A 19,837-nucleotide genomic window follows, 5' to 3' on the forward strand; every position below is an offset into this window, starting at 1 on the left:
TTTAGGATTTAGATTAAAGGAAAAGATTAAGCACCAAACATGCCACCCAGGCCACCAAGCATATCTTTTGTGGCCGATTGCATTTCAACAGCACTTACCTGATCTGCTTGTGTTAGCGCCTTGTTCACGGCGGTCAGCAACAGCTCTTCAATTTCTTCCTTATCGGCACCTTTGAAAAATTCTTCCTGAATTTCAATGGCGGTGATGGTCTTGTTTGCAGTAGCAGTAACTTTTATCGCACCGCCTTCAACCTCACCATATACAGAAACGTGATCTAAACGTTTTTTTATTTCCTCGGCCTTTTGTTGTGCGGCCATCAATTTATCGAACATAGTTTTGAATTTATATTAAGACCCTAAATTATTGAATTTGTTTGTATCGAGTTTCATCTGCACGCTTTTTGTACCAATCAACTGGCATAATGCATGCGTCATAACCCTCAACACGCACCAGGTTAATGATGTTTACGCGGCTTCGCTCTTTCGTATTGTACAGGCCATTTTAATTTTACCTCAAGTGCTTCTGCCGCATGTAGCGGGAAGTATGGGTCGCGCAAAAATTCTCGCGCAAGGAAGATCAGGTCCGCCTGACCGTCTTTAAGCACTTCTTCTGCCTGCTGCGCATCCGTGATCAGGCCTACGGCGCCAGTCATGATGCCGGTTTCCTTTTTAATCTGCTCGGCAAACTGCACCTGATAGCCCGGGAAAATAGGGATTTCCTGCTTTTTCGTCAATCCTCCGGATGATGCATCGATAAGGTCTACACCTTTAGCTTTCAGTAGCGCGGCAAGTTTTACCGACTCTTCAGCATTCCAGCCACCTGCTGCCCAGTCCGTCGCCGAGATGCGCACGAATAGCGGGTTTTCTGCCGGCCAGACTTCCTGCACAACATCCACCAGCTCCAGCAGTAAGCGGACCCGGTTTTCAAAGCTGCCGCCGTATTCATCCGTACGTTCGTTGCTCAATGGCGAGAGGAATTGATGGATCAGGTAACCGTGGGCCGCATGCAGCTCAATGACCTTAAATCCTGCTGCTATGGAGCGTTCCGTTGCCGCTCTGAAATCTGCTTTAACCTTCGCAATGCCAGCAGCATCCAAAGCTTCCGGAACGGTATCTTCTTCATTGAAAGGAATTGCACTTGGTGCAACGGTCTGCCAGCCACCTTCAGCAATGCTGATCTGTTTTGGATCTAGCCATGGCGCTTTAAAGCTGGCCTTGCGACCGGCGTGCGCCAGCTGAATGCCCGCAACCCCGCCATATTGGTGGATGAAGTCGGTGATGCGCTTTAAACCGGCAATATGTTCGTCTTTCCAGATGCCGATGTCGCCGGGTGAAATCCTCCCTTCGGGTGAAACGCTTGCCGCTTCGGAGATGATGAGTCCGGCACCACCCATGGCACGACTGCCAAGATGTACCAGGTGATAATCAGAGGTAAAGCCATCTTCTGCCGAATACTGGCACATTGGGGAGACTACAATTCTGTTTTTTAAAGTCAGATTCTTTATCGTAAGGCTTGAAAATAATTTCGACATGAGTTTATGATAGTTACTAAATGAAAGCGGAAAAGATCCGGATATCAACCGGCTTTCGTTCGCCTATTGTTCGCCTTTCGTTCGCCTATGCTTCGGCTCCAGCCGAACGAAAGGCGTAGCAGAGCCGTACCAGGGGCGAACCAGCTGAAAGGATAACAAGTCTCTTTTCCATTTGTTCAGCGTAGATTGTAAGGCTAAATTCATTTTAGATCATAAAAAAAGCGCCTTCATGGAAAGCGCTTTATCTACCTATAAGGTCGGGGATGTTATTTTCCGAACACGTAGTAGATGGAAAATGTGGTAGAGGACATTAGGTCGAAGCTAAAAGTATCACTTTTAAGCTCACGTTGCGCTCCATTCATTTTGGAGTGTTGATAACCTAAAGAACCAATTCCGGCGGTCAAGGCTACTTTTTTAACAGGAAAATAGACGAAATTAATACCTAAGCCCGCAGAGAAATAATTGTTGGTTGAATCATAATTGTAATTCAATAGTGCATCATTATTCTGACTACGATTTTTCCCACGACTGTAAGTTGCGTATGGGCCAATGCCAAATCCAACTATGTTATCATATAAAAAATATCTTTTGAGATTAAGTGAGGCATAGTAGTTTTTTGAATCTGTTTCTCCGCTTTGTTCTGGACCTGAAATGTCCTGATGTATATTTTCATACCCAACGCCGACCTCCAGACCTAATTTATCTGCGAGAAAGTAGTTGTAGCTTGGTCCAACACGTAGAATATTGCTTTTTTGGTCGGTGTTAGTATTTTGCTGCGCTGGATCATTATGCCGTGATGAAACTTTGTCATGGCTTGCCGAAATTGTTCCGCCGATCCATTGACTTCCTTTTTCTGTTTGCGCGCTTGCTGTTAAGCCGCTCAAAGCAGCCAATAAGAGAAACGTTAATTTTTTCATGTGTGTCTTTTTTGCCGAAGATAAAAAGATTCTTCAAAAAGCAGGGCTAATGGCTGCGGGTTTGTCCATTTCCACGGATCACCCATTTGTAACTGGTTAGCTCAGTAAGCCCCATAGGGCCACGTGCATGCAGCTTTTGCGTACTGATCCCGATCTCCGCACCCAGTCCAAACTGCGCGCCATCGGTAAACGCTGTAGAGGCATTCGCATATACTGCTGCGGCATCAACCTGGTTCAGAAAGCTTTCCAGCACTGCTGCGTTCTCCGAGATTATGGCCTCACTATGTTTCGAGCTGTACCGGCTGATGTGTTCCAGCGCCGCTTCCAGGTTGTCAACTGTTTTAACCGCAAGTTGGTGCGACAGGTATTCCGTTCCGAAGCTGTCTGGCGTAGCATGTTTAAGCAACTCCGGGGGATAGTTATCCTGCAAGACCGAATATGCCAGTTCATCTGCATGGAGCACCACTTTTGATCCACTTAGGGGAATGACCAAAGATGGAAGGTCTTTGATCCGCTCTTTATGGATCAGCAGGCAATCCAGCGCATTACATACACTCACCCGGCGGGTTTTTGCATTAAGCACCACGTTCTTCCCTTTCTCCAGATCGCCATCAAGGTCGAAGTAGGTGTGTACAATACCTGCACCGGTTTCAATCACCGGAATCTTGCTGTTGGCGCGTACATAATCTATGAGCGCCTGGCTGCCTCTGGGAATCAGCACATCAACGAAGCCCCTGGCATTCAGTAGGCTTTCCGTTGCCGCACGTTCCGGCGGAAGTAAGGTAATAACCTGCCTGGTAATGCCGTATTGCACCAAAACCTTCTGAATCACTTCCGTAATTGCGGCATTGGATTGTGCGGCATCACTGCCACCTTTCAGCAGGGCGACATTGCCCGTCTTGAAACATAAAGCGAAAACATCAGCGGTTACATTGGGCCGGGATTCATAGATCACACCCACGACACCCAGCGGTACACGGATCTTGGAGATCTGCAAGCCGTTATCGGTAACGTGTGCATCCATAACTTGTCCCACAGGGCTTTCTAAATCAGCGACCTTTCTCATGTCTGACGCAATGTCCTGTACCCGCGCTGCAGTAAGCTTTAGCCTGTCGTACTTCGAATCTTCCGGATCCATTAGGTCGAGATCTTTCTTGTTTGCTTCCAGGATCAGGTCTGTATTACGCACCAATTCCTCGGCTACATCCAGTAAGACTTGCGTAATGGTTTGTTTTTTAAGGATGCTGAGGGTTCTGCTGGCATTAAGCGCCTTTTCAAAATAGCTTAGGTATTCCATGATTAGAGGAGGGGATGAAAGTAGTTGTAGTGTACCAGGGGTCTTTGTTTCTGCTCACCGATGCAGTTTCGGGCTTGTTCTGCGCCATATTCGGCTACGCCCAAACCGATGAGCTGCTCCTGTTCGTCAATGAGCTTGATGATGTCACCCTTCTTGAAATCGGCCTGAATGCTGGTAATGCCTACGGGTAGCAAGCTGCTGGCTTTGCCGGATAAGAGTGCTTCTTTAGCACCGGCATTGAGTTGTACGATCCCTTTGGCGGTACCTTCGCCATGTGCGATCCACTTCTTTTTGCCGGACTTCACCTTTCCGGGTTTAAAGCGGGTGTGCACCACGGTTCCGTAAAGTAGATCGGTAATGATGTGCTCGCGCATGCCATTGGCGATCATGACCGGGATGCCCAGCTTCGCGACGCTTTGCGCCGTGTGCAGCTTGGTAACCATTCCACCGCGACCGAGGCCGGATTTGCCGGCGGTGATAAAACCACCTAGGTCAGCTTCTAAGCCGTCAATTTCAGGAATCACCCTTGAGGAAGGTAGTTTGGGGTCGCCGTTATAGATGCCGTCCACATTGGAGAGGATGATCAGCGCATCGGCGTTGAGCATGGATGCGATGAGACCCGCCAGCTCGTCGTTATCGGTAAACATCAGTTCCGTTACGGATACCACATCATTTTCGTTGATCACGGGAACAACTCCATGCTGTAGCAGGATTTCCATGCAGTTTCTGATGTTCAGGTAATGCATACGGTCGCGGAAATCTTCTTTGGTGACCAGCACCTGCGAGCAGAGCAGGCCATGTTTTTCAAACAACTGCTGGTACAGGTTGATGAGTTTGATCTGGCCAATAGAGGCCAGCAGCTGGCGTGCCGCAATGGTGTTTTGTTTTTCAGAGATCTGGATTAAACTCCTGCCGGCCGCTACGGCACCGGAAGAGACCAGAATAACTTCTTTTCCATCCTGCCTTAAGGCAGCAAGCTGTTCAACAAGCTGGGAAATGCGTTCTATGTTCGGGAGCCCATCGGCTTGGGTAAGCACATTGGAGCCCACTTTGATTACAATCTTCTTGTAAAGGGACGTCGTGGACATGAAAAAAGGGATGAAGGAGCTAAAAATGAGATGCTATTCAAATACTGATGTTTGCATCATGCTTTTAATGCAAACGGGCAAACAGGAAGCTTAAGGCCTTTAGTCTTTCTTGCTTTCGGGGTTGATGACTGGAATCTTGTGGATCGGCATCGGTTTAGCTGTAGATTGAAGCGATTTAAACCCATTGGGCATTGTGGCCGGTTGATTGTAATCGTTGTACTGAGGCTTTCGGATGAACTTGTTGGAGTCGGGCAGGAACCGGGTTGAATCTATCCGGCGAAACATCCGGGCACTGTCGGTTGTAATTTCAACGTCTGAAATTGAGCCCTGCAAATCGGGATAAAGCTTGAAGCCTGACTGTGCCTTGCTGGTTAAACTAAGGCAAAGAAGTGGGATTACAGTCGCGGAAAGAAGGGTAAGTCGTTTCATGTCAGTAGCTTTGAAGGCAATTTAAGGATTTTACATAAATCATTCATGTAGAATTCACATTACTTTTTTCCCGGCATCGCTTTCACAGGGTCGAATTCGTGCCAAACCCAACTGGAAACCATGGCGTCGAGCTGTTTAACAATGCTGATACTGTCGGTGGTTTTGTCCTGTGCCTGGAGCTGAAATCCGGCGGTAACGAAGGCGAGCAGTACAATGATCCTTTTCATGATTCATAGCTTGATTATGCGCATTTTTAATGTTGAAATTTCACCTAAGCAGAACTTGCTCCCTTTTTCTAAAACAAGTTAATGTTTTCGGTGGTTATAATCAAGTAATATTTAGTTTTGGGAGCCCTGCAAAGCGCTGAAGATCAGGATGTCTTGTCTGAAGTTTGAAATATTGCACGCCTTTAAGGGAAATGTAAAAAAACCAAAAACGTATTGCACAACTGAATATTTATTTAAACCTTTGCGCTTCAATTAATTTAAAGCGGGATTTAAACAGAAAATGAGTAAACGAAGTCTACATAAACTTTCCATTATAGCAGCAAAAGTTCTTGCGGCTAAAAGTTTGTTTATTGAACGTTTACGACCCATATTTTTTGCACCTTCAAACCGGCATACCTACACGCCACGTATTTGAGTAATTCCTACTCCATACATCCGGAGCAATTTCGCTCCAACCAGTTAATCAGTTATTTTTATTTTTTTCGTTATATAAATAATGAATATAAACGATTTTATAGTGCAGGTTGCACTACCTGAACATCGTGTTTTTGCAGAGGAAATCTGTGATGAAATGGCAGAATCTGCTAAAGCCCGCGGTACAGGGATTGCCAAACGTTCTCCGGAATATGTTGCAGGCAAAATGGCGGATGGGAAAGCAGTGATTGCTTTCCATAAGGACGGCAGCTGGGCGGGTTTCTGTTACATTGAAACCTGGAGCCATGGCCAGTTTGTGGCCAACTCCGGCCTTATTGTGAGTCCAAACTACAGAAAAGCTGGTCTTGCGCATGCCATTAAAGAAAGAATCTTCGAACTCTCCAGAACAAAGTATCCAAAGGCAAAAATCTTCGGCCTAACCACGGGTTTGGCGGTCATGAAGATCAACTCTGATCTTGGCTACGAACCGGTTACCTACTCTGAACTTACCCAGGATGAAGATTTCTGGAAAGGTTGCCAGAGTTGCGTGAACTTCGAAATCCTGAAAAGTAAGGATCGCAAAAACTGTATGTGTACAGCAATGCTTTATGATCCAGCTACGCAGAAGCATGATGTGGCAAAGAAATTCGCCGAAGAGCTGCAACGTAAGCCTAAGCTTTACGAGCGCTTTATGCTGATGAAGCAGAAGATGATCATCAAGAAAAATCCATTACTATTTTTATCGCTCTTCAGATAATCAATACCGGGCAGTGATCTCGCCAGATTGCTGTACCAGCATAGAATTTTTAACAGGTGCAGGCATTATGATGCCGCATCATCAATACATAACTTAAACAAGGATGAAAAAGAAAGTCGTTTTAGCTTTTAGCGGAGGGTTAGACACCTCGTTTTGCTGTATTTACCTGTCTCAGGACCGTGACTTAGAGGTTCACTCTGTCATTGTAAATACGGGTGGTTTTTCTGCGGAAGAATTACAGGAAATTGAGCGACGGGCTTATGCACTTGGTGTTGCTTCTCACGCTGTAGTTGATGAAACGGACAACTATTACGATGGTTGTATCAAATACCTTGTTTTTGGTAACGTATTGAAAAATGCCACTTACCCGCTTTCTGTAAGTGCAGAGCGCGTGAGCCAGGCCACTGCAATTGCGAACTACGTTAAAAAGATTGGCGCGGATTACGTTGCACACGGTAGTACCGGTGCAGGGAATGATCAGGTGCGTTTCGATATGATCTTTAACATCATCATCCCAGAGGTTGAGATCATCACGCCGATCCGTGATTTAAAATTATCCCGCGAAGCGGAAATCAAATACCTTGCAGAACATGGTGTTGAATATAGCGCTGAAAAAGCGAAATATTCCATCAATAAAGGCCTTTGGGGTACTTCAGTAGGCGGTCAGGAGACTTTAACTTCTCATGAGATGCTTCCGGAAGCGGCTTGGCCGACACAGGTTACGGAATCGGGCAACCGCCGTATAGAACTGACTTTCGAAAAAGGTGAACTTACCGGCATTGACGGCGAGTCGATGGCCCCTGTTGCAGCAATTCAGAAATTGCAGGCGATTGCACAGCCTTACGGCATTGGTCGCGATGTACACGTTGGCGACACCATCATCGGCATTAAAGGTCGTGTTGGTTTCGAAGCCGCGGCACCGATCCTGATCATTAAAGCACACCATACTTTAGAAAAACATACGCTAACCAAATGGCAGCTGAGCTGGAAAGAACAACTGGCTTCTTTCTATGGCAACTGGTTGCATGAAGGACAGTTCCACGATCCGATTATGCGTAACATTGAGGCTTTCCTTGCAGATACGCAGCAAGTGGTATCCGGAAAAGTGTTTGTTGAACTGATGCCTTACCGTTTCCAGATCATTGGCATAGAATCGGCGCACGACCTGATGAGCAACAAATTCGGTAGCTACGGCGAGATGAACAATACCTGGTCTGGTGAAGATGTAAAAGGATTCTCTAAGATTTTTGGTAACCAGGTGATGATCTGGCACAAAGTGAACGGTCATGAAGATTAAAGCAGGAATAGTTGGCGGCGCAGGCTATACAGGTGGGGAGATGCTCCGCCTGTTGCTGAACCACCCGGATGTGGAGATCGACTTCGTGCTGAGCAGCAGCAACGAGGGGAACCTGGTTTCTGATGTTCATACCGATCTATACGGCGATACCAGACTTCGCTTCTCTGGTTTGCTGAAGCAGGATGTTGATGTGCTTTTCCTTTGTGTAGGGCATGGTGATGCAAAGAAGTTTCTGGATGCAAATCCTATAGATAAAAGTGTTAAAATCATTGACCTTAGTCAGGATTTCAGATTGAAGGCTGCGGCTGGAACAGATTGGATCTATGGCTTGCCGGAGTTTAACCGTGAGCAGATCAGAACGGCAAATTACATTGCCAATCCAGGTTGTTTTGCAACAGCAATCCAGCTGGGTTTATTGCCATTGGCGGCAAAAGGCTTGCTTAAAGGTGAGATCCACATCAACGCGACAACGGGTTCTACAGGTGCAGGACAAAGTCTTTCGACAACCTCGCACTTCAGCTGGCGCAATAACAATCTTTCGATATACAAAGCATTTGATCACCAGCACCTGAATGAAATCGGGGAGAGCATGGTCTTTTTGGATCCTGCTTTTAACGCGCCGGTGAACTTCATCCCGCAACGCGGAGATTTTACAAGAGGCATTCTGGCGTCCATCTATATGGATACGGAGCTTTCCGGTGAGGAAGCGCTGAAGCTGTATGAAGATTACTATGCGGATGCGGCGTTTACGCATGTGAGCAAGAAGAATATAGATTTAAAACAGGTGGTAAATACCAATAAGGGATTATTGCATGTGCAGAAACACGGTAGCAAGCTACATGTGATCAGCATTATCGATAACTTGTTAAAAGGTGCCAGCGGACAGGCGGTTCAGAACATGAACCTGATGTTTGGACTGGAAGAGCGGCAAGGCTTGCGTTTGAAGGCTACTGCTTTCTAAACTGCATTGTCTTATTTTTAACCAGGCCTTTTGGTCTTAAACCTTTGTAAAATGAACTTATTCGACGTTTATCCATTAAATGATATAGAAATTGTAAAAGCAGCCGGCAGCAATGTCTGGGATGCAAACGGACAGGAGTACCTGGATCTTTACGGCGGTCATGCTGTAATTTCCATTGGGCACACCAATCCGCATTATGTTGGTCGTTTAACCGACCAATTGTCTAAAGTTGGTTTCTATTCCAACTCCATCAAAATTCCTTTGCAGGTACAGCTTGCGGAGAAATTGGGTCAGGTTTCCGGTAAAACAGATTACCAGCTTTTCTTGTGTAACTCTGGCGCTGAAGCCAATGAGAATGCATTGAAGCTTGCCTCTTTTTACAACAACAGAAAGAAGGTGATTGCCTTTAAAGGTGCTTTCCATGGCAGAACATCACTCGCGGTTTCTGCAACGGATAATCCTAAGATTATTGCGCCGGTAAATGAGACAGATAACGTTGTTTTCCTGCCTTTTAATGATGTAGCCGCACTGGCACAGGCCTTTGAAGATCATGGAGAGGAAATTTCCTCGGTAATCATTGAAGGTATTCAGGGTGTAGGCGGTATTAAGGAAGCTTCTGTGGAGTTCCTGAAATCGATCAGATCCTTTTGTGACCAGTACGATGCGGTGTTTATTGCAGATAGCGTACAATGTGGATACGGTCGCACAGGCTTGTTTTATTCGCATGATTATGCTGGCGTAAGTGCAGATATCTATACCATGGCGAAAGGCATGGGTAATGGTTTTCCGATTGGCGGCATCTCCATTGCGCCGAAGTTTGTGCCATGGCACGGCATGCTGGGTACCACTTTTGGTGGTAATCACCTGGCTTGTGCTGCTGCATTAGCAGTTTTGGAAGTGATGGAGCAGGATCAGCTGATGAAAAATGCTGCGGATCTTGGTGCTTACCTGATCTCGGAGATTAAGAAATTCCCGGAAGTGAAGGAAGTTCGCGGTCGTGGTTTAATGATCGGTATTGACCTGCCTGCAGAACTTTCCGGCGTAAAGAAAAACCTGCTTTTCAAACATCATATTTTCACCGGCGAAGCAAAGCCTAATGTGATCCGTTTATTACCTGCACTGAACCTTACGAAGGCACATGCAGACCAGTTCCTTGAAAAATTCTCCCTGGCTTTAAAAGATTAAGAATCCTGTTATGAAACAATTTACATCTGTACATGATGTTGCGGACGTTGAAACTTTGGTTAAAGAGGCTTTAAATTTAAAATCAAACCCATATAGCGATAAGCAACTTGGCGAAAATAAGACCCTTGGTCTTGTTTTCCTGAACCCGAGTTTACGCACGCGTTTAAGCACGCAGAAGGCCGCCATTAACCTTGGCATGAGTGTAATGGTGATGAACATGGATAAGGATGGCTGGGCACTGGAAACGCAGGATGGTGTGGTAATGAATGGTACCACCGTTGAACACATCCGTGAAGCTGCTGCAGTAATGGGGCAGTATTGTGATATTTTAGGCTTGCGCTCCTTTCCAAAGCTGAAAGACCGTGAGGAGGATTACAGTGAGGACTTCTTCAATAAGTTTGTTTCTTACTGCGGCGTACCCGTGGTAAGTCTGGAAAGCGCTACGCGCCACCCACTGCAGAGCCTTGCCGACCTGGTCACCATCAAAGAAACCTGGAAAGGAGAAGCTAAACCGAAGGTGGTGCTGGCCTGGGCACCTCATGTGAAAGCATTGCCGCAGGCTGTTCCGAACTCTTTCTCGGAATGGATGTGTAAGGCGCAGGAACTGGGTATGGTAGATTTTACCATTGCACAGCCTGAAGGTTTTGAACTGCACGAAGGCTTTACGCCTGGTGCGAAGATTTCGCACGACATAGATGAGGCATTAGCAGGTGCAGATTACGTGTACGTGAAAAACTGGTCGAGCTATTCGTCTTACGGACAGGTGCTACCTTACCCGGAAGGCTGGATGATGAACAACGAGAAGCTGAAGTTGACGAATGATGCGAAGGTGATGCACTGTTTACCGGTGCGCAGGGATCTGGAGCTTTCTGCGGAGATCCTGGATGGCCCGAATTCATTGGTGATCCATGAAGCTGGAAACCGCCTGTGGGCAGCGCAAGCAGTTTTGAAAGACCTTTTGCAAAACCTATCTTAGGATTTCTTATCATCTGAAGGATTAGATTTTTCATGTCGAAAAATGATTGTAAGATCATGATCGCTTCATTGCTAAAACACATCATCAATGAAAAAGCCACTAACGATAGTAAAAATTGGAGGTAATGTAATTGACAATTCTGAGCAGTTGCATTACTTCCTGGAAGACTTCTCTGCATTGCCGGGGGATAAGATCCTGGTACATGGCGGCGGTAAAGTAGCCACGGAGCTTGGCGTATCTATGGGCGTTGAAGCGAAGATGGTTGATGGGCGCCGCATTACAGATATACATACTTTAAGGATCGTGACCATGGCTTATGCCGGTCTGATCAACAAAAATATTGTGGCCCAATTGCAGGCCCGGTATTGCAATGCAATCGGCTTAACCGGTGCGGACGGCAATACCATTAAAGCCGTGAAACGGCCCGTGAAGACCATTGACTATGGCTTTGTGGGTGACCTGGATGAACATTCCATTGCGGTAGATACCATATCAAGTTTATTAAATGCCAAGCTGGTGCCTGTGTTTTGTGCAATTACGCACGACGGGGACACCCAGCTATTGAATACCAATGCGGATACCATTGCTTCGGCAATTGCCGTAGCCATGTCTGCTGCATACGATACCACCTTAATTTATTGCTTCGAGAAGAAAGGCGTATTGCGCGATGTGGACGATGAAAGTTCCATATTGTCTGAGATTCGTTTGGATGAATTCGCTGCCCTGCAGGAGTCCGGGGTGATTTCCGGAGGGATGATCCCCAAGCTGCACAACGCTTTTGAAGCGATTAAAAGTGGGGTAAAGGAAGTGTACATCGGTCATGCCGATGAACTATTGAAGCAAGGTGCACAGCAAGGTACCCGTTTAACGCAATAATATGGAGCAATTTACAGGCAAGATCGCCATCATTGGCAGTGGAAATATCGGGACCTCCCTGGCTAAAGGGCTGGTAAAGTCGGGCTATGCTGCGGCTGCCCAAATTACGCTGACCCGCCGGAATATTGCGGGTTTAAGTGCATACGCGGATCAGGGTTTTGCGGTTTCTGCGGATAATCCTGCTGCAGTTGCTGCCGCAGATATTGTGGTGCTTTGCGTATTGCCACAGCAGTTGAACAGGCTGCTGGAAACGTTGCAGCCGGTCATAGACCCGCAGCGGCATCTGGTGATTTCAGTCGCCTCCGGCGTAAGCTGTGCCGACATCCGGAATAAGCTTTCTGATGCGCTGCAGGTGGTACGTGCAATGCCGAATACCGCCATTGCTATCGGACAATCGATGACCTGCGTGGCGACCGACCAGGCGGATGAAGCGAATGTACAGCTGGTGAGCACCATGTTTGAAACGGTTGGTGCCGTGGTAAAGATTAACGAGGACCTGATGACGGCCGCTACGGCGCTTTGCGCATGTGGTATTGCCTTCTTTTTACGGGCGATTCGCGCCGCCTCACAGGGTGGGGTAGAGATCGGCTTCCATGCCGAGGATGCGCTGAAGATGGCGGTGCAAACGGCGAAAGGCGCTGCAGATCTGCTGCTGCTGATGGAATCCCATCCGGAGCAGGAGATTGATAAGGTGACTTCGCCGAAAGGCTGTACCATAGCAGGCTTAAATGAAATGGAGCATAATGGCTTCAGTTCTTCACTGATAAAAGGCATAAAATTATCTGCAGTTAAAGCAGGTGAACTATATAAAAAAGAATAACTATGATGGAGAAACTGCAAAATGATGCAGTAGCATTGTTGAAAGAACTGATTACGATATCGTCGTTCAGCAGGGAAGAAGATAAAACAGCTGATGTAATTGAAGCGTTCCTACAGGAACGAAAGGTGAAGACCCAGCGACAGGGGAACAACATCTGGGCCTACAATGCCCATTTCGATAGCAGCAAACCCACTTTGCTTTTAAACTCTCATCATGATACCGTAAAGCCCAACTCCGGGTACAGCAGAGATCCTTTTTCAGCTGATGTAGAAGATGGAAAGCTTTACGGGCTGGGTAGCAATGATGCCGGCGGTTGTCTGGTTTCGCTGATTGCAACCTTCCTCTACTATTACAACGCTGAAGATTTAACGTATAACCTTTGCCTGGCTGCCACTGCTGAAGAAGAGATTTCTGGGGTAAATGGACTGGAAAGTATTTTGCCGGAGCTCGGAGTGCTTGATTTCGCCATTGTCGGTGAACCCACGCTGATGAATCTTGCCATTGCAGAAAGGGGCTTAATGGTGCTGGACTGCGAGGTTCATGGTAAGGCAGGGCATGCCGCTCGTGAAGAAGGCGAGAACGCCATCTATAAAGCTTTGCGGGACATTGAATGGTTCAGGTCCTATCGCTTTGCGAAGGTGTCGGAGCTATTTGGTCCCTTGAAAATGTCGGTTACGGTAATTAACGCCGGTTCACAGCATAATGTGGTGCCTGCGCTTTGCAGCTTTACGGTTGATGTGCGCGTTACGGATGCGTACACCAATGAGGAGGTGCTGAAGATCATTAAGACGAATGTAGATTGTACGGTGAAGCCGCGTTCTACACGTTTAAAGCCTTCATCGATTGACAAGGATCATCCAATTGTGCAAAGCGGTATCCGCATGGGTAAGCAGACTTATGGTTCACCAACGACTTCAGACCAGGCGCTGCTGAGCATCCCTTCTGTAAAAGTTGGTCCTGGTGATTCTGCACGTTCGCACATGGCGGATGAGTACGTGTATGTGCAGGAAATTCTGGACGGCATTGCAGGCTATGTAGAGATGCTGAAGCCTGTGATTACGGCAGGGACGCTGTAAGCGTGGTTCACCCCGCTCCTTTAGGGGGCTCTTATTAATTATTCCTATTTTTGTTTTAATTTAAATATTACGGTAAGCATGAAGATCTGGCAAAAAAACATAGATGTGAACAAGGACATCGAGGCATTTACGGTTGGGCGCGACCGGGAGCTTGACCTGGAAATGGCTGCTTTTGATGTGCTCGGGTCTTTAGCGCACGTTGAAATGCTTGAAAGTATCGGCTTGCTGAGCGCTGAAGAACTTAAATCCGTACAAGCGGCTTTGAAGCAGATTTACAAAGCGGTGGAATCCGGAGAATTCGTGATTGAAGATGCCGTTGAAGATGTGCACTCCCAGGTGGAGTGGCTGCTGACGCAGCGCATCGGCGAAGCCGGTAAAAAGATTCACAGCGGGCGCTCGAGAAACGACCAGGTGCTGGTTGACCTGAAGCTGTTTTTACGTGCCAGCATTGAAGGCATGGTGGCGAACACTTCGGCATTATTCGAGCAGCTGATTTCACTGAGCAACACGCATAAGGATAAGCTGCTGCCGGGTTATACGCATTTGCAGATCGCGATGCCATCTTCTTTCGGCCTTTGGTTCGGTGCCTTTGCAGAAAGCCTGGTTGATGATATGGAAATGATGCTTGCAGCATGGAAGATCACCAACAAAAACCCACTTGGCTCTGCTGCGGGCTACGGGTCTTCTTTTCCTTTAAACCGGACGATGACGACCGAACTGCTTGGCTTTGAGCGCCTGAACTACAACGTGGTTTATGCACAAATGGGCCGCGGTAAAACGGAGCGTATTCTGGCGCAGGCAATGTCGTCTGTAGCGGCAACGCTGGCCAAGATGGCGATGGATGTGTGTTTGTTCATCAACCAGAACTTCAGCTTCATCAGCTTCCCCGCAGAGCTGACTACCGGTTCGAGCATTATGCCGCATAAAAAGAATCCTGATGTGTTCGAGCTGATTCGCTCACGCTGTAATAAGATTCAGGCATTGCCGAATGAAATTGCCATGATGACCACGAACCTGCCTTCAGGTTACCACAGGGATCTGCAATTGCTGAAAGAAGGCTTGTTCCCGGCAATCACATCTTTGAATGAGTGTCTGGAAATGGCAACGTATATGTTACAGCACATAGAGGTGAAGGACGGCATTCTGGAGGATAAAAAGTATGCATATTTGTTCAGTGTAGAGTCGGTGAATGAACTTGCACTGAATGGCGTACCTTTTAGAGAGGCCTACAAAATTGTAGGGGAGACCATAGAAAACGGTACTTTTGAACCAGGCTCTGCCGTGAACCATGTCCATGAGGGCAGTATCGGCAATTTGTGCAACAGCGAGATTTCAGACATGATGAATGCGGTGCTTGTGCAGTTCAATTTTGAAAAAGTAAAAACTGCCATTGATAAACTGCTGGCAGATTAATTAAATCCATAACAATGAATGTATCCTTATTAGCAAACGCCCTGATCGGCTCGGAGATTATCAAAATTGGAAATGAAGTCAACGAACTGAAGCGAAAGGGCGCCAAGATTGCCAACTTAACCATTGGTGATTTTGACCCTGCTGTATTCCCAATTCCTGATGCACTGAAGTCGGAGATCATTGCGGCGTATAACGATCATCAAACCAACTATCCGCCTGCGGATGGTATACTGCCTTTGCGCGAAACGGTAGCGAAGCTATTGGAAAATCGCCTGGAGCTAAGCTACGGCACCGGTGACATTCTGATTTCCGGCGGCTCCAGACCTTTGATCTATGCGACTTACCTCGCGCTGGTTGATCCGGGAGATAAGGTGATTTATCCGGCACCGTCCTGGAATAACAACCACTATTGTACTTTGTCCTCCGCGAATGGTGTAGCGGTTGAAACCACGGTAGAAAACAACTTTATGCCTACTGCAGCACAGTTGAAGCCGCACTTGAAGGGTGCGACCCTGCTGGCGCTATGTTCTCCGCTGAACCCGACGGGTACGATGTTTACAGCAGAACAGCTGGAGGAAATCTGTGACATTGTGCTGGAGGAAAATAAATCCCGCGCAGCGGGGGAGAAGCCCTTGTACTTGATGTACGACCAGATCTACTCCCTGCTGACCTTTGATAAGGCGCATGTAAACCCGGTGACTTTACGTCCTGAACTGAAAGATTACGTGATCTATATCGACGGTATTTCGAAGGCTTTGGCGGCGACTGGTGTAAGGGTAGGTTGGGCTTTCGGGCCAACGGAGATGATCTCTAAGATGAAAGCATTACTGGGCCATATTGGTGCCTGGGCGCCGAAAGCGGAGCAAGTAGCGGTTAGTAAGTACTTCGCGGACGATGCGCAGGTGGATACGTTCTTAGGGGAGTTTAAAGAGAAGATTCAGTTGAGCCTGAATGCGATCTATGCCGGCTTCAAAGGCCTGAAGGCTGAAGGATTCGCCGTTGATGCAGTGGTGCCCATGGGTGCGATTTACCTGACCATCAAGATTGATTATATCGGCAAAACGACGCCGGAGGGCAATGTGCTTAAGGACAGTGCAGATGTAAACTTCTACCTGATCAAGGAAGCGCAATGCGCTTTAGTGCCATTCTCTGCGTTCGGCAATGATCACAGCATGCCTTGGTTCCGTGCTTCCGTTGGCGGCTGCTCACTGGAAGACATCCAGGCGATGGTACCGAGAATTAAAGCTGCATTGAGTAAGCTGAAGTAAGGTTTTTGTTGCTGCGCGCAGCGCTTTACATTTGACATATACAGCAAAGGCGACCAATTGGTCGCCTTTGCTGTATATGTGCTTTACTTGAATTCTCATGTTCTACTTGAATTCTGACGTTTTATGGAATTCGATATCCGGGTAATCCCGCATGGTCATGTTGATCATGAAGTCGTTATCTGCGAGGTAAACGGGGTTACCGTCTTTGTCGGTCCCAATATGCGCCTGTTTACGTTTAAGGAATTCTTCGAGTTTCTTTTTGTCCTTTGAAGTTACCCAGTTTGAACGGCTGTACGTTAGCGTGCGGAAATGCGCTTTAGCGCCATATTCGTGTTCTAATCTGAAGGCAATTACCTCGAACTGCAGTTCACCTACGGCACCGATGATCTTACGGTTACCAGGCTGCTGCACAAAGAGCTGTGCCACACCTTCTTCGGTAAGCTGCTGAATGCCTTTTTCCAGCTGTTTCGTTCTTAATGGATCTCTGTTCTCTACTTCCTTGAATATCTCAGGAGAGAAGCTCGGAATACCCTTAAACTGAAGTTTCTCGCCCTCTGTAAGGGTGTCACCAATCTTGAAGTTGCCGCTATCGTATAATCCGACAACGTCACCAGGCCAGGCTTCTTCCACAATACTCTTCTCGTTAGCCATGAAGTCCATTGGATTGGAGAACTTCAGCTTTTTATCCTGACGGGTGTGGTAGTAGAACTTGTTCCGTTCGAACTTACCGGAGCAGATTCTTAAGAATGCGATGCGGTCGCGGTGCTTAGGGTCAAGGTTTGCGTGGATCTTGAATACAAATCCACTGAAGTTCTTCTCTTCTACCGTTACCATGCGTTCTTCCGCTTCGCGGCTTTTAGGACTTGGTGCGATATTGATGAAGGTATCCAGAAGTTCCTTGATACCGAAGTTGTTAATGGCACTGCCGAAGAACACCGGTGCAAGCAGACCTTCGGTGTACATTTGGCTATCCAGGTGACCGTAAACGCCTTCTACAAGCTCCAGATCCGTCTTTAAACCGTCAAGTTCTTTGGGTTTAAGGAAGTTGCTAAGCTTTTCATCTTCCAGATCACTAACCTCAATTACAGGTTCGCTGATCTTCGTTTTATCGGGTTCGAATAAGTTTAGATGCTTGTTGTAGATGCTGTAAACGCCTTTGAAGGTATGACCCTGGCCGATTGGCCATGATAGTGGGCACAGGCTGATGTTTAGTTTGTTTTCGATCTCATCCAGCAAATCAAAGGCGTCTTTACCCTCACGGTCCATCTTATTGATGAAGATGATTACCGGCGTGTTACGCATACGGCAAACGCCCATGAGTTTCTCGGTTTGTTCCTCCACACCTTTCACACAGTCGACCACGAGAATTACGCTGTCCACTGCAGAAAGCGTTCTATAGGTGTCTTCCGCAAAGTCCTTGTGACCTGGAGTATCCAGGATGTTAATTCGCTTACCATTATATTCAAAACCCATCACGGAAGTGGCTACGGAGATTCCGCGCTGCTTCTCTATTTCCATGAAATCGGAGGTGTTGCTTTGATTGGCTTTGTTCCTTTTAACCGCACCCGCGGTATTGATTGCACCTCCGAAAAGCAGGAATTTCTCGGTAAGGGTTGTCTTCCCGGCATCGGGGTGACTGATGATGGCAAAGGTTTTTCTTTTTTCTATTTCTGGGTGGATCATAAAGGATTACGCCTGTTTTTGAATAAGGCTGCAAAGATAACTATAATATAAATAAGAAAAACCGGCACTAAGGCCGGTTTTGTAATGGTAGTACGCTTTGTTAACCTCTTCCGCCGCCGCGGCTTGCTCTGCTGGCGCCTGATCTTTCAGCACCATTGCTGCCCATAGCACGGGCTTCCGAGGAGCGCTGTGGCGCTTGTACGCGTTCTGTACGTTGTGGGGTAGACATCTGCTGTTGACGTACCTGTCTTTGCTGCACTTCACGCTGTTGTCTTTGTTGCGACTCGCGTTGTTGATTCTGCTGCGCCTCCCGCTGTAGTCTTTGGGATTCACGTTGCGTTCTTTGCAGCGCCTCACGTTGTTGATCCCGTGCTTCTACTTGCTTTTGCGCTTCGCGTTGTTGGGTCAACTGTACCTCCCGCTGTTGTCTTTGCTGCGCATCGCGTTGCTGTCTTTGTTGTGCCTCACGTACTTGGTTTTGCGCATCACGTTGCTGGTTTTGAGCTTCACCGCGTTGTACCGGGCTCCGCTGAACTCCATTACCTTGTTCACGTTGTGCGCGGGCAGTTGCCAATGCTTTCTGCTCACTTCCAGTGTTACGATCACGGGTGTTTCGGTCCAGGGTAACACGCTCTGAAGAAACGCGGTTTTCATTGAAACGACCTGAAGGCCTGTTCATGTTCTCATTGCGAGGCTGCCCAGCATCCCTGCGGCCATCATTTCTAGCAAGTGCATCTCTTTGTACCACTGTTCTTGGTGCTGCATTTTTGTTGTCTGCACCTCTCGCAGGGCGAGGATTGTAGATGTTTACAGTAGTGTTGGAAATGCTGTTTCTGCCTGGACGGCTGTTTCTATTGATGTTGTATACCGTCACATCACGGTTGGTTACGCGTCTGATCTCCTCTCTTCTAGGACCGGTGTAATAGGTGTTCCTGTTGTTCACATACACGTTGTTGATGATTACGGTATTGTTGATGTAACGTGCATTTCTATATGAACGATATCTTGGAAAACGGTCTATGTATATCCTGGTCTGCGGTACGAATACCCACCAGAAGCTCGGTACGTTAAATCCAACGCTGATGCTTGGCCCTAATGGTGCCCAGCCGTATTGGCCGCCACCACTTCGCCAGTTCACCCATGCAGGTCCCCAGGTGGTATCCGGAATCCACATCCACTGGTTGTAACGGTCTGTCACCCAGCGGCCATAGTGAAATGGCGCCCAGCCCCAGTCGTATTCAGATACCCAGGTGTTCCCATATTCGGTCATCACCCAGCGGCCATTGGTGTAATACGGCCTAAACTCCCGCTGATCTACATCAGGCCGCCATACATAACCGTACTGCGGATCCTGAATCCAGGTGCCGTAAGGGGAAAGCTCATCGTAGAAAGTCTGTAACGAGATGTCCTCGTCCTGTGCAAACACTTTCTGGGTCATTCCGGTGAGGAGCAACATAAGCCCCAGCACAATCGCCGGCAGTTTAATCATGTGTTTCATTGTATTTGGATTTGTGTGTGTTGTTAACCTAAACTATTGGTATGAGTGGGTGTGCCCCTTAATGGTTTAATTATGCATGCATAATAACATTTAAATTACAATAGAACCCTAATGAGCGTCGTTA

At 47.3% G+C, this 19,837-nt stretch carries 19 protein-coding genes; 10 read left to right on the forward strand and 9 right to left on the reverse strand.

All coding sequences use genetic code 11. The features are described from left to right. Positions 1 to 26: 26 nt before the first annotated feature. The 7 genes from IEW69_RS04075 to IEW69_RS04105 all read right to left on the reverse strand — a co-directional run bounded on the left by IEW69_RS04075 (position 27) and on the right by IEW69_RS04105 (position 5,489). Positions 27 to 332, reverse strand: a complete 306-nt coding sequence (locus IEW69_RS04075) for a YbaB/EbfC family nucleoid-associated protein (RefSeq protein ID WP_188625551.1) — start codon at positions 330 to 332, stop codon at positions 27 to 29. Between the two features lie 122 nt (positions 333 to 454). After that, positions 455 to 1,531, reverse strand: coding sequence for an NADPH dehydrogenase NamA (gene namA / locus IEW69_RS04080; RefSeq protein ID WP_188625552.1), 1,077 nt, complete (start codon positions 1,529 to 1,531; stop codon positions 455 to 457). Between the two features lie 266 nt (positions 1,532 to 1,797). Beyond that, positions 1,798 to 2,448 (reverse strand): outer membrane beta-barrel protein, encoded by a 651-nt coding sequence (locus IEW69_RS04085; RefSeq protein WP_188625553.1) that lies wholly within the window; start codon positions 2,446 to 2,448, stop codon positions 1,798 to 1,800. A gap of 46 nt (positions 2,449 to 2,494) precedes the next feature. Further along, positions 2,495 to 3,745 carry a glutamate-5-semialdehyde dehydrogenase gene (locus tag IEW69_RS04090; protein WP_188625554.1) on the reverse strand — a complete coding sequence of 417 codons (1,251 nt, stop codon included), beginning with the start codon at positions 3,743 to 3,745 and terminating at the stop codon, positions 2,495 to 2,497. Positions 3,746 to 3,747: 2 nt separating this feature from the next. Further along, positions 3,748 to 4,833, reverse strand: a complete 1,086-nt coding sequence (gene proB, locus IEW69_RS04095; protein ID WP_188625555.1) for a glutamate 5-kinase — start codon at positions 4,831 to 4,833, stop codon at positions 3,748 to 3,750. A 99-nt stretch (positions 4,834 to 4,932) separates the two neighbouring features. Next, on the reverse strand, positions 4,933 to 5,262 hold the full coding sequence (locus tag IEW69_RS04100; protein WP_188625556.1) for a hypothetical protein: 330 nt from the start codon (positions 5,260 to 5,262) through the stop codon (positions 4,933 to 4,935). 59 nt (positions 5,263 to 5,321) lie between these two features. Beyond that, on the reverse strand, positions 5,322 to 5,489 hold the full coding sequence (locus IEW69_RS04105) for a hypothetical protein (RefSeq protein WP_188625557.1): 168 nt from the start codon (positions 5,487 to 5,489) through the stop codon (positions 5,322 to 5,324). Positions 5,490 to 5,985: 496 nt separating this feature from the next. Here IEW69_RS04105 and IEW69_RS04110 point away from each other — a divergent pair, with 496 nt between their 5' ends. The 10 genes from IEW69_RS04110 to IEW69_RS04155 all read left to right on the forward strand — a co-directional run bounded on the left by IEW69_RS04110 (position 5,986) and on the right by IEW69_RS04155 (position 16,532). Beyond that, positions 5,986 to 6,660: a GNAT family N-acetyltransferase gene (locus tag IEW69_RS04110; RefSeq protein ID WP_188625558.1), complete on the forward strand. Its 675-nt coding sequence runs from the start codon at positions 5,986 to 5,988 to the stop codon at positions 6,658 to 6,660. A gap of 103 nt (positions 6,661 to 6,763) precedes the next feature. Beyond that, positions 6,764 to 7,957, forward strand: coding sequence for an argininosuccinate synthase (locus IEW69_RS04115; protein ID WP_188625559.1), 1,194 nt, complete (start codon positions 6,764 to 6,766; stop codon positions 7,955 to 7,957). After that, the gene (gene argC, locus IEW69_RS04120) at positions 7,947 to 8,918 is read left to right on the forward strand and encodes an N-acetyl-gamma-glutamyl-phosphate reductase (RefSeq protein WP_188625560.1); all 972 of its coding nucleotides are present in this window, start codon (positions 7,947 to 7,949) and stop codon (positions 8,916 to 8,918) included. The genes IEW69_RS04115 and argC overlap by 11 nt, the downstream gene beginning before the upstream one ends. Positions 8,919 to 8,969: 51 nt before the next feature. Continuing rightward, positions 8,970 to 10,103 (forward strand): aspartate aminotransferase family protein, encoded by a 1,134-nt coding sequence (locus IEW69_RS04125; RefSeq protein ID WP_188625561.1) that lies wholly within the window; start codon positions 8,970 to 8,972, stop codon positions 10,101 to 10,103. A gap of 10 nt (positions 10,104 to 10,113) precedes the next feature. After that, on the forward strand, positions 10,114 to 11,079 hold the full coding sequence (locus tag IEW69_RS04130; protein ID WP_188625562.1) for a Rossmann-fold NAD(P)-binding domain-containing protein: 966 nt from the start codon (positions 10,114 to 10,116) through the stop codon (positions 11,077 to 11,079). Positions 11,080 to 11,166: 87 nt separating this feature from the next. Then, positions 11,167 to 11,955 (forward strand): acetylglutamate kinase, encoded by a 789-nt coding sequence (gene argB / locus IEW69_RS04135; RefSeq protein ID WP_188625563.1) that lies wholly within the window; start codon positions 11,167 to 11,169, stop codon positions 11,953 to 11,955. Position 11,956: 1 nt separating this feature from the next. Continuing rightward, a complete protein-coding gene (gene proC, locus IEW69_RS04140) occupies positions 11,957 to 12,775 on the forward strand; it encodes a pyrroline-5-carboxylate reductase (RefSeq protein WP_188625564.1) in 819 nt (272 codons plus the stop codon). Between the two features lie 2 nt (positions 12,776 to 12,777). Next, positions 12,778 to 13,851, forward strand: coding sequence for a M20 family metallo-hydrolase (locus IEW69_RS04145; protein WP_188625565.1), 1,074 nt, complete (start codon positions 12,778 to 12,780; stop codon positions 13,849 to 13,851). A gap of 78 nt (positions 13,852 to 13,929) precedes the next feature. Beyond that, a complete protein-coding gene (gene argH, locus IEW69_RS04150) occupies positions 13,930 to 15,264 on the forward strand; it encodes an argininosuccinate lyase (RefSeq protein WP_188625566.1) in 1,335 nt (444 codons plus the stop codon). 14 nt (positions 15,265 to 15,278) lie between these two features. Beyond that, complete coding sequence (locus IEW69_RS04155; protein ID WP_188625567.1) at positions 15,279 to 16,532, forward strand: pyridoxal phosphate-dependent aminotransferase; 1,254 nt, start codon at positions 15,279 to 15,281, stop codon at positions 16,530 to 16,532. Positions 16,533 to 16,634: 102 nt separating this feature from the next. On the opposite strand, the gene IEW69_RS04160 is transcribed toward IEW69_RS04155, so the two are convergent. Beyond that, positions 16,635 to 18,215, reverse strand: a complete 1,581-nt coding sequence (locus IEW69_RS04160) for a peptide chain release factor 3 (RefSeq protein WP_188625568.1) — start codon at positions 18,213 to 18,215, stop codon at positions 16,635 to 16,637. Between the two features lie 100 nt (positions 18,216 to 18,315). After that, the gene (locus tag IEW69_RS04165) at positions 18,316 to 19,713 is read right to left on the reverse strand and encodes a DUF6600 domain-containing protein (protein WP_188625569.1); all 1,398 of its coding nucleotides are present in this window, start codon (positions 19,711 to 19,713) and stop codon (positions 18,316 to 18,318) included. Positions 19,714 to 19,837 lie beyond the last annotated feature (124 nt).

It is taken from the genome of Pedobacter quisquiliarum (assembly GCF_014642175.1).
Taxonomy (GTDB): Bacteria; Bacteroidota; Bacteroidia; order Sphingobacteriales; family Sphingobacteriaceae; genus Pedobacter; species Pedobacter quisquiliarum.

Excerpts from the sequence above, each read along its gene's own strand:
- IEW69_RS04075 (WP_188625551.1), bottom strand. The coding sequence starts at position 332 with ATGTTCGATAAATTGATGGCCGCACAACAAAAGGCCGAGGAAATAAAA.
- namA (WP_188625552.1), bottom strand. The coding sequence starts at position 1,531 with ATGTCGAAATTATTTTCAAGCCTTACGATAAAGAATCTGACTTTAAAA.
- IEW69_RS04085 (WP_188625553.1), bottom strand. The coding sequence starts at position 2,448 with ATGAAAAAATTAACGTTTCTCTTATTGGCTGCTTTGAGCGGCTTAACA.
- IEW69_RS04090 (WP_188625554.1), bottom strand. The coding sequence starts at position 3,745 with ATGGAATACCTAAGCTATTTTGAAAAGGCGCTTAATGCCAGCAGAACC.
- proB (WP_188625555.1), bottom strand. The coding sequence starts at position 4,833 with ATGTCCACGACGTCCCTTTACAAGAAGATTGTAATCAAAGTGGGCTCC.
- IEW69_RS04100 (WP_188625556.1), bottom strand. The coding sequence starts at position 5,262 with ATGAAACGACTTACCCTTCTTTCCGCGACTGTAATCCCACTTCTTTGC.
- IEW69_RS04105 (WP_188625557.1), bottom strand. The coding sequence starts at position 5,489 with ATGAAAAGGATCATTGTACTGCTCGCCTTCGTTACCGCCGGATTTCAG.
- IEW69_RS04110 (WP_188625558.1), top strand. The coding sequence starts at position 5,986 with ATGAATATAAACGATTTTATAGTGCAGGTTGCACTACCTGAACATCGT.
- IEW69_RS04115 (WP_188625559.1), top strand. The coding sequence starts at position 6,764 with ATGAAAAAGAAAGTCGTTTTAGCTTTTAGCGGAGGGTTAGACACCTCG.
- argC (WP_188625560.1), top strand. The coding sequence starts at position 7,947 with ATGAAGATTAAAGCAGGAATAGTTGGCGGCGCAGGCTATACAGGTGGG.
- IEW69_RS04125 (WP_188625561.1), top strand. The coding sequence starts at position 8,970 with ATGAACTTATTCGACGTTTATCCATTAAATGATATAGAAATTGTAAAA.
- IEW69_RS04130 (WP_188625562.1), top strand. The coding sequence starts at position 10,114 with ATGAAACAATTTACATCTGTACATGATGTTGCGGACGTTGAAACTTTG.
- argB (WP_188625563.1), top strand. The coding sequence starts at position 11,167 with ATGAAAAAGCCACTAACGATAGTAAAAATTGGAGGTAATGTAATTGAC.
- proC (WP_188625564.1), top strand. The coding sequence starts at position 11,957 with ATGGAGCAATTTACAGGCAAGATCGCCATCATTGGCAGTGGAAATATC.
- IEW69_RS04145 (WP_188625565.1), top strand. The coding sequence starts at position 12,778 with ATGATGGAGAAACTGCAAAATGATGCAGTAGCATTGTTGAAAGAACTG.
- argH (WP_188625566.1), top strand. The coding sequence starts at position 13,930 with ATGAAGATCTGGCAAAAAAACATAGATGTGAACAAGGACATCGAGGCA.
- IEW69_RS04155 (WP_188625567.1), top strand. The coding sequence starts at position 15,279 with ATGAATGTATCCTTATTAGCAAACGCCCTGATCGGCTCGGAGATTATC.
- IEW69_RS04160 (WP_188625568.1), bottom strand. The coding sequence starts at position 18,215 with ATGATCCACCCAGAAATAGAAAAAAGAAAAACCTTTGCCATCATCAGT.
- IEW69_RS04165 (WP_188625569.1), bottom strand. The coding sequence starts at position 19,713 with ATGAAACACATGATTAAACTGCCGGCGATTGTGCTGGGGCTTATGTTG.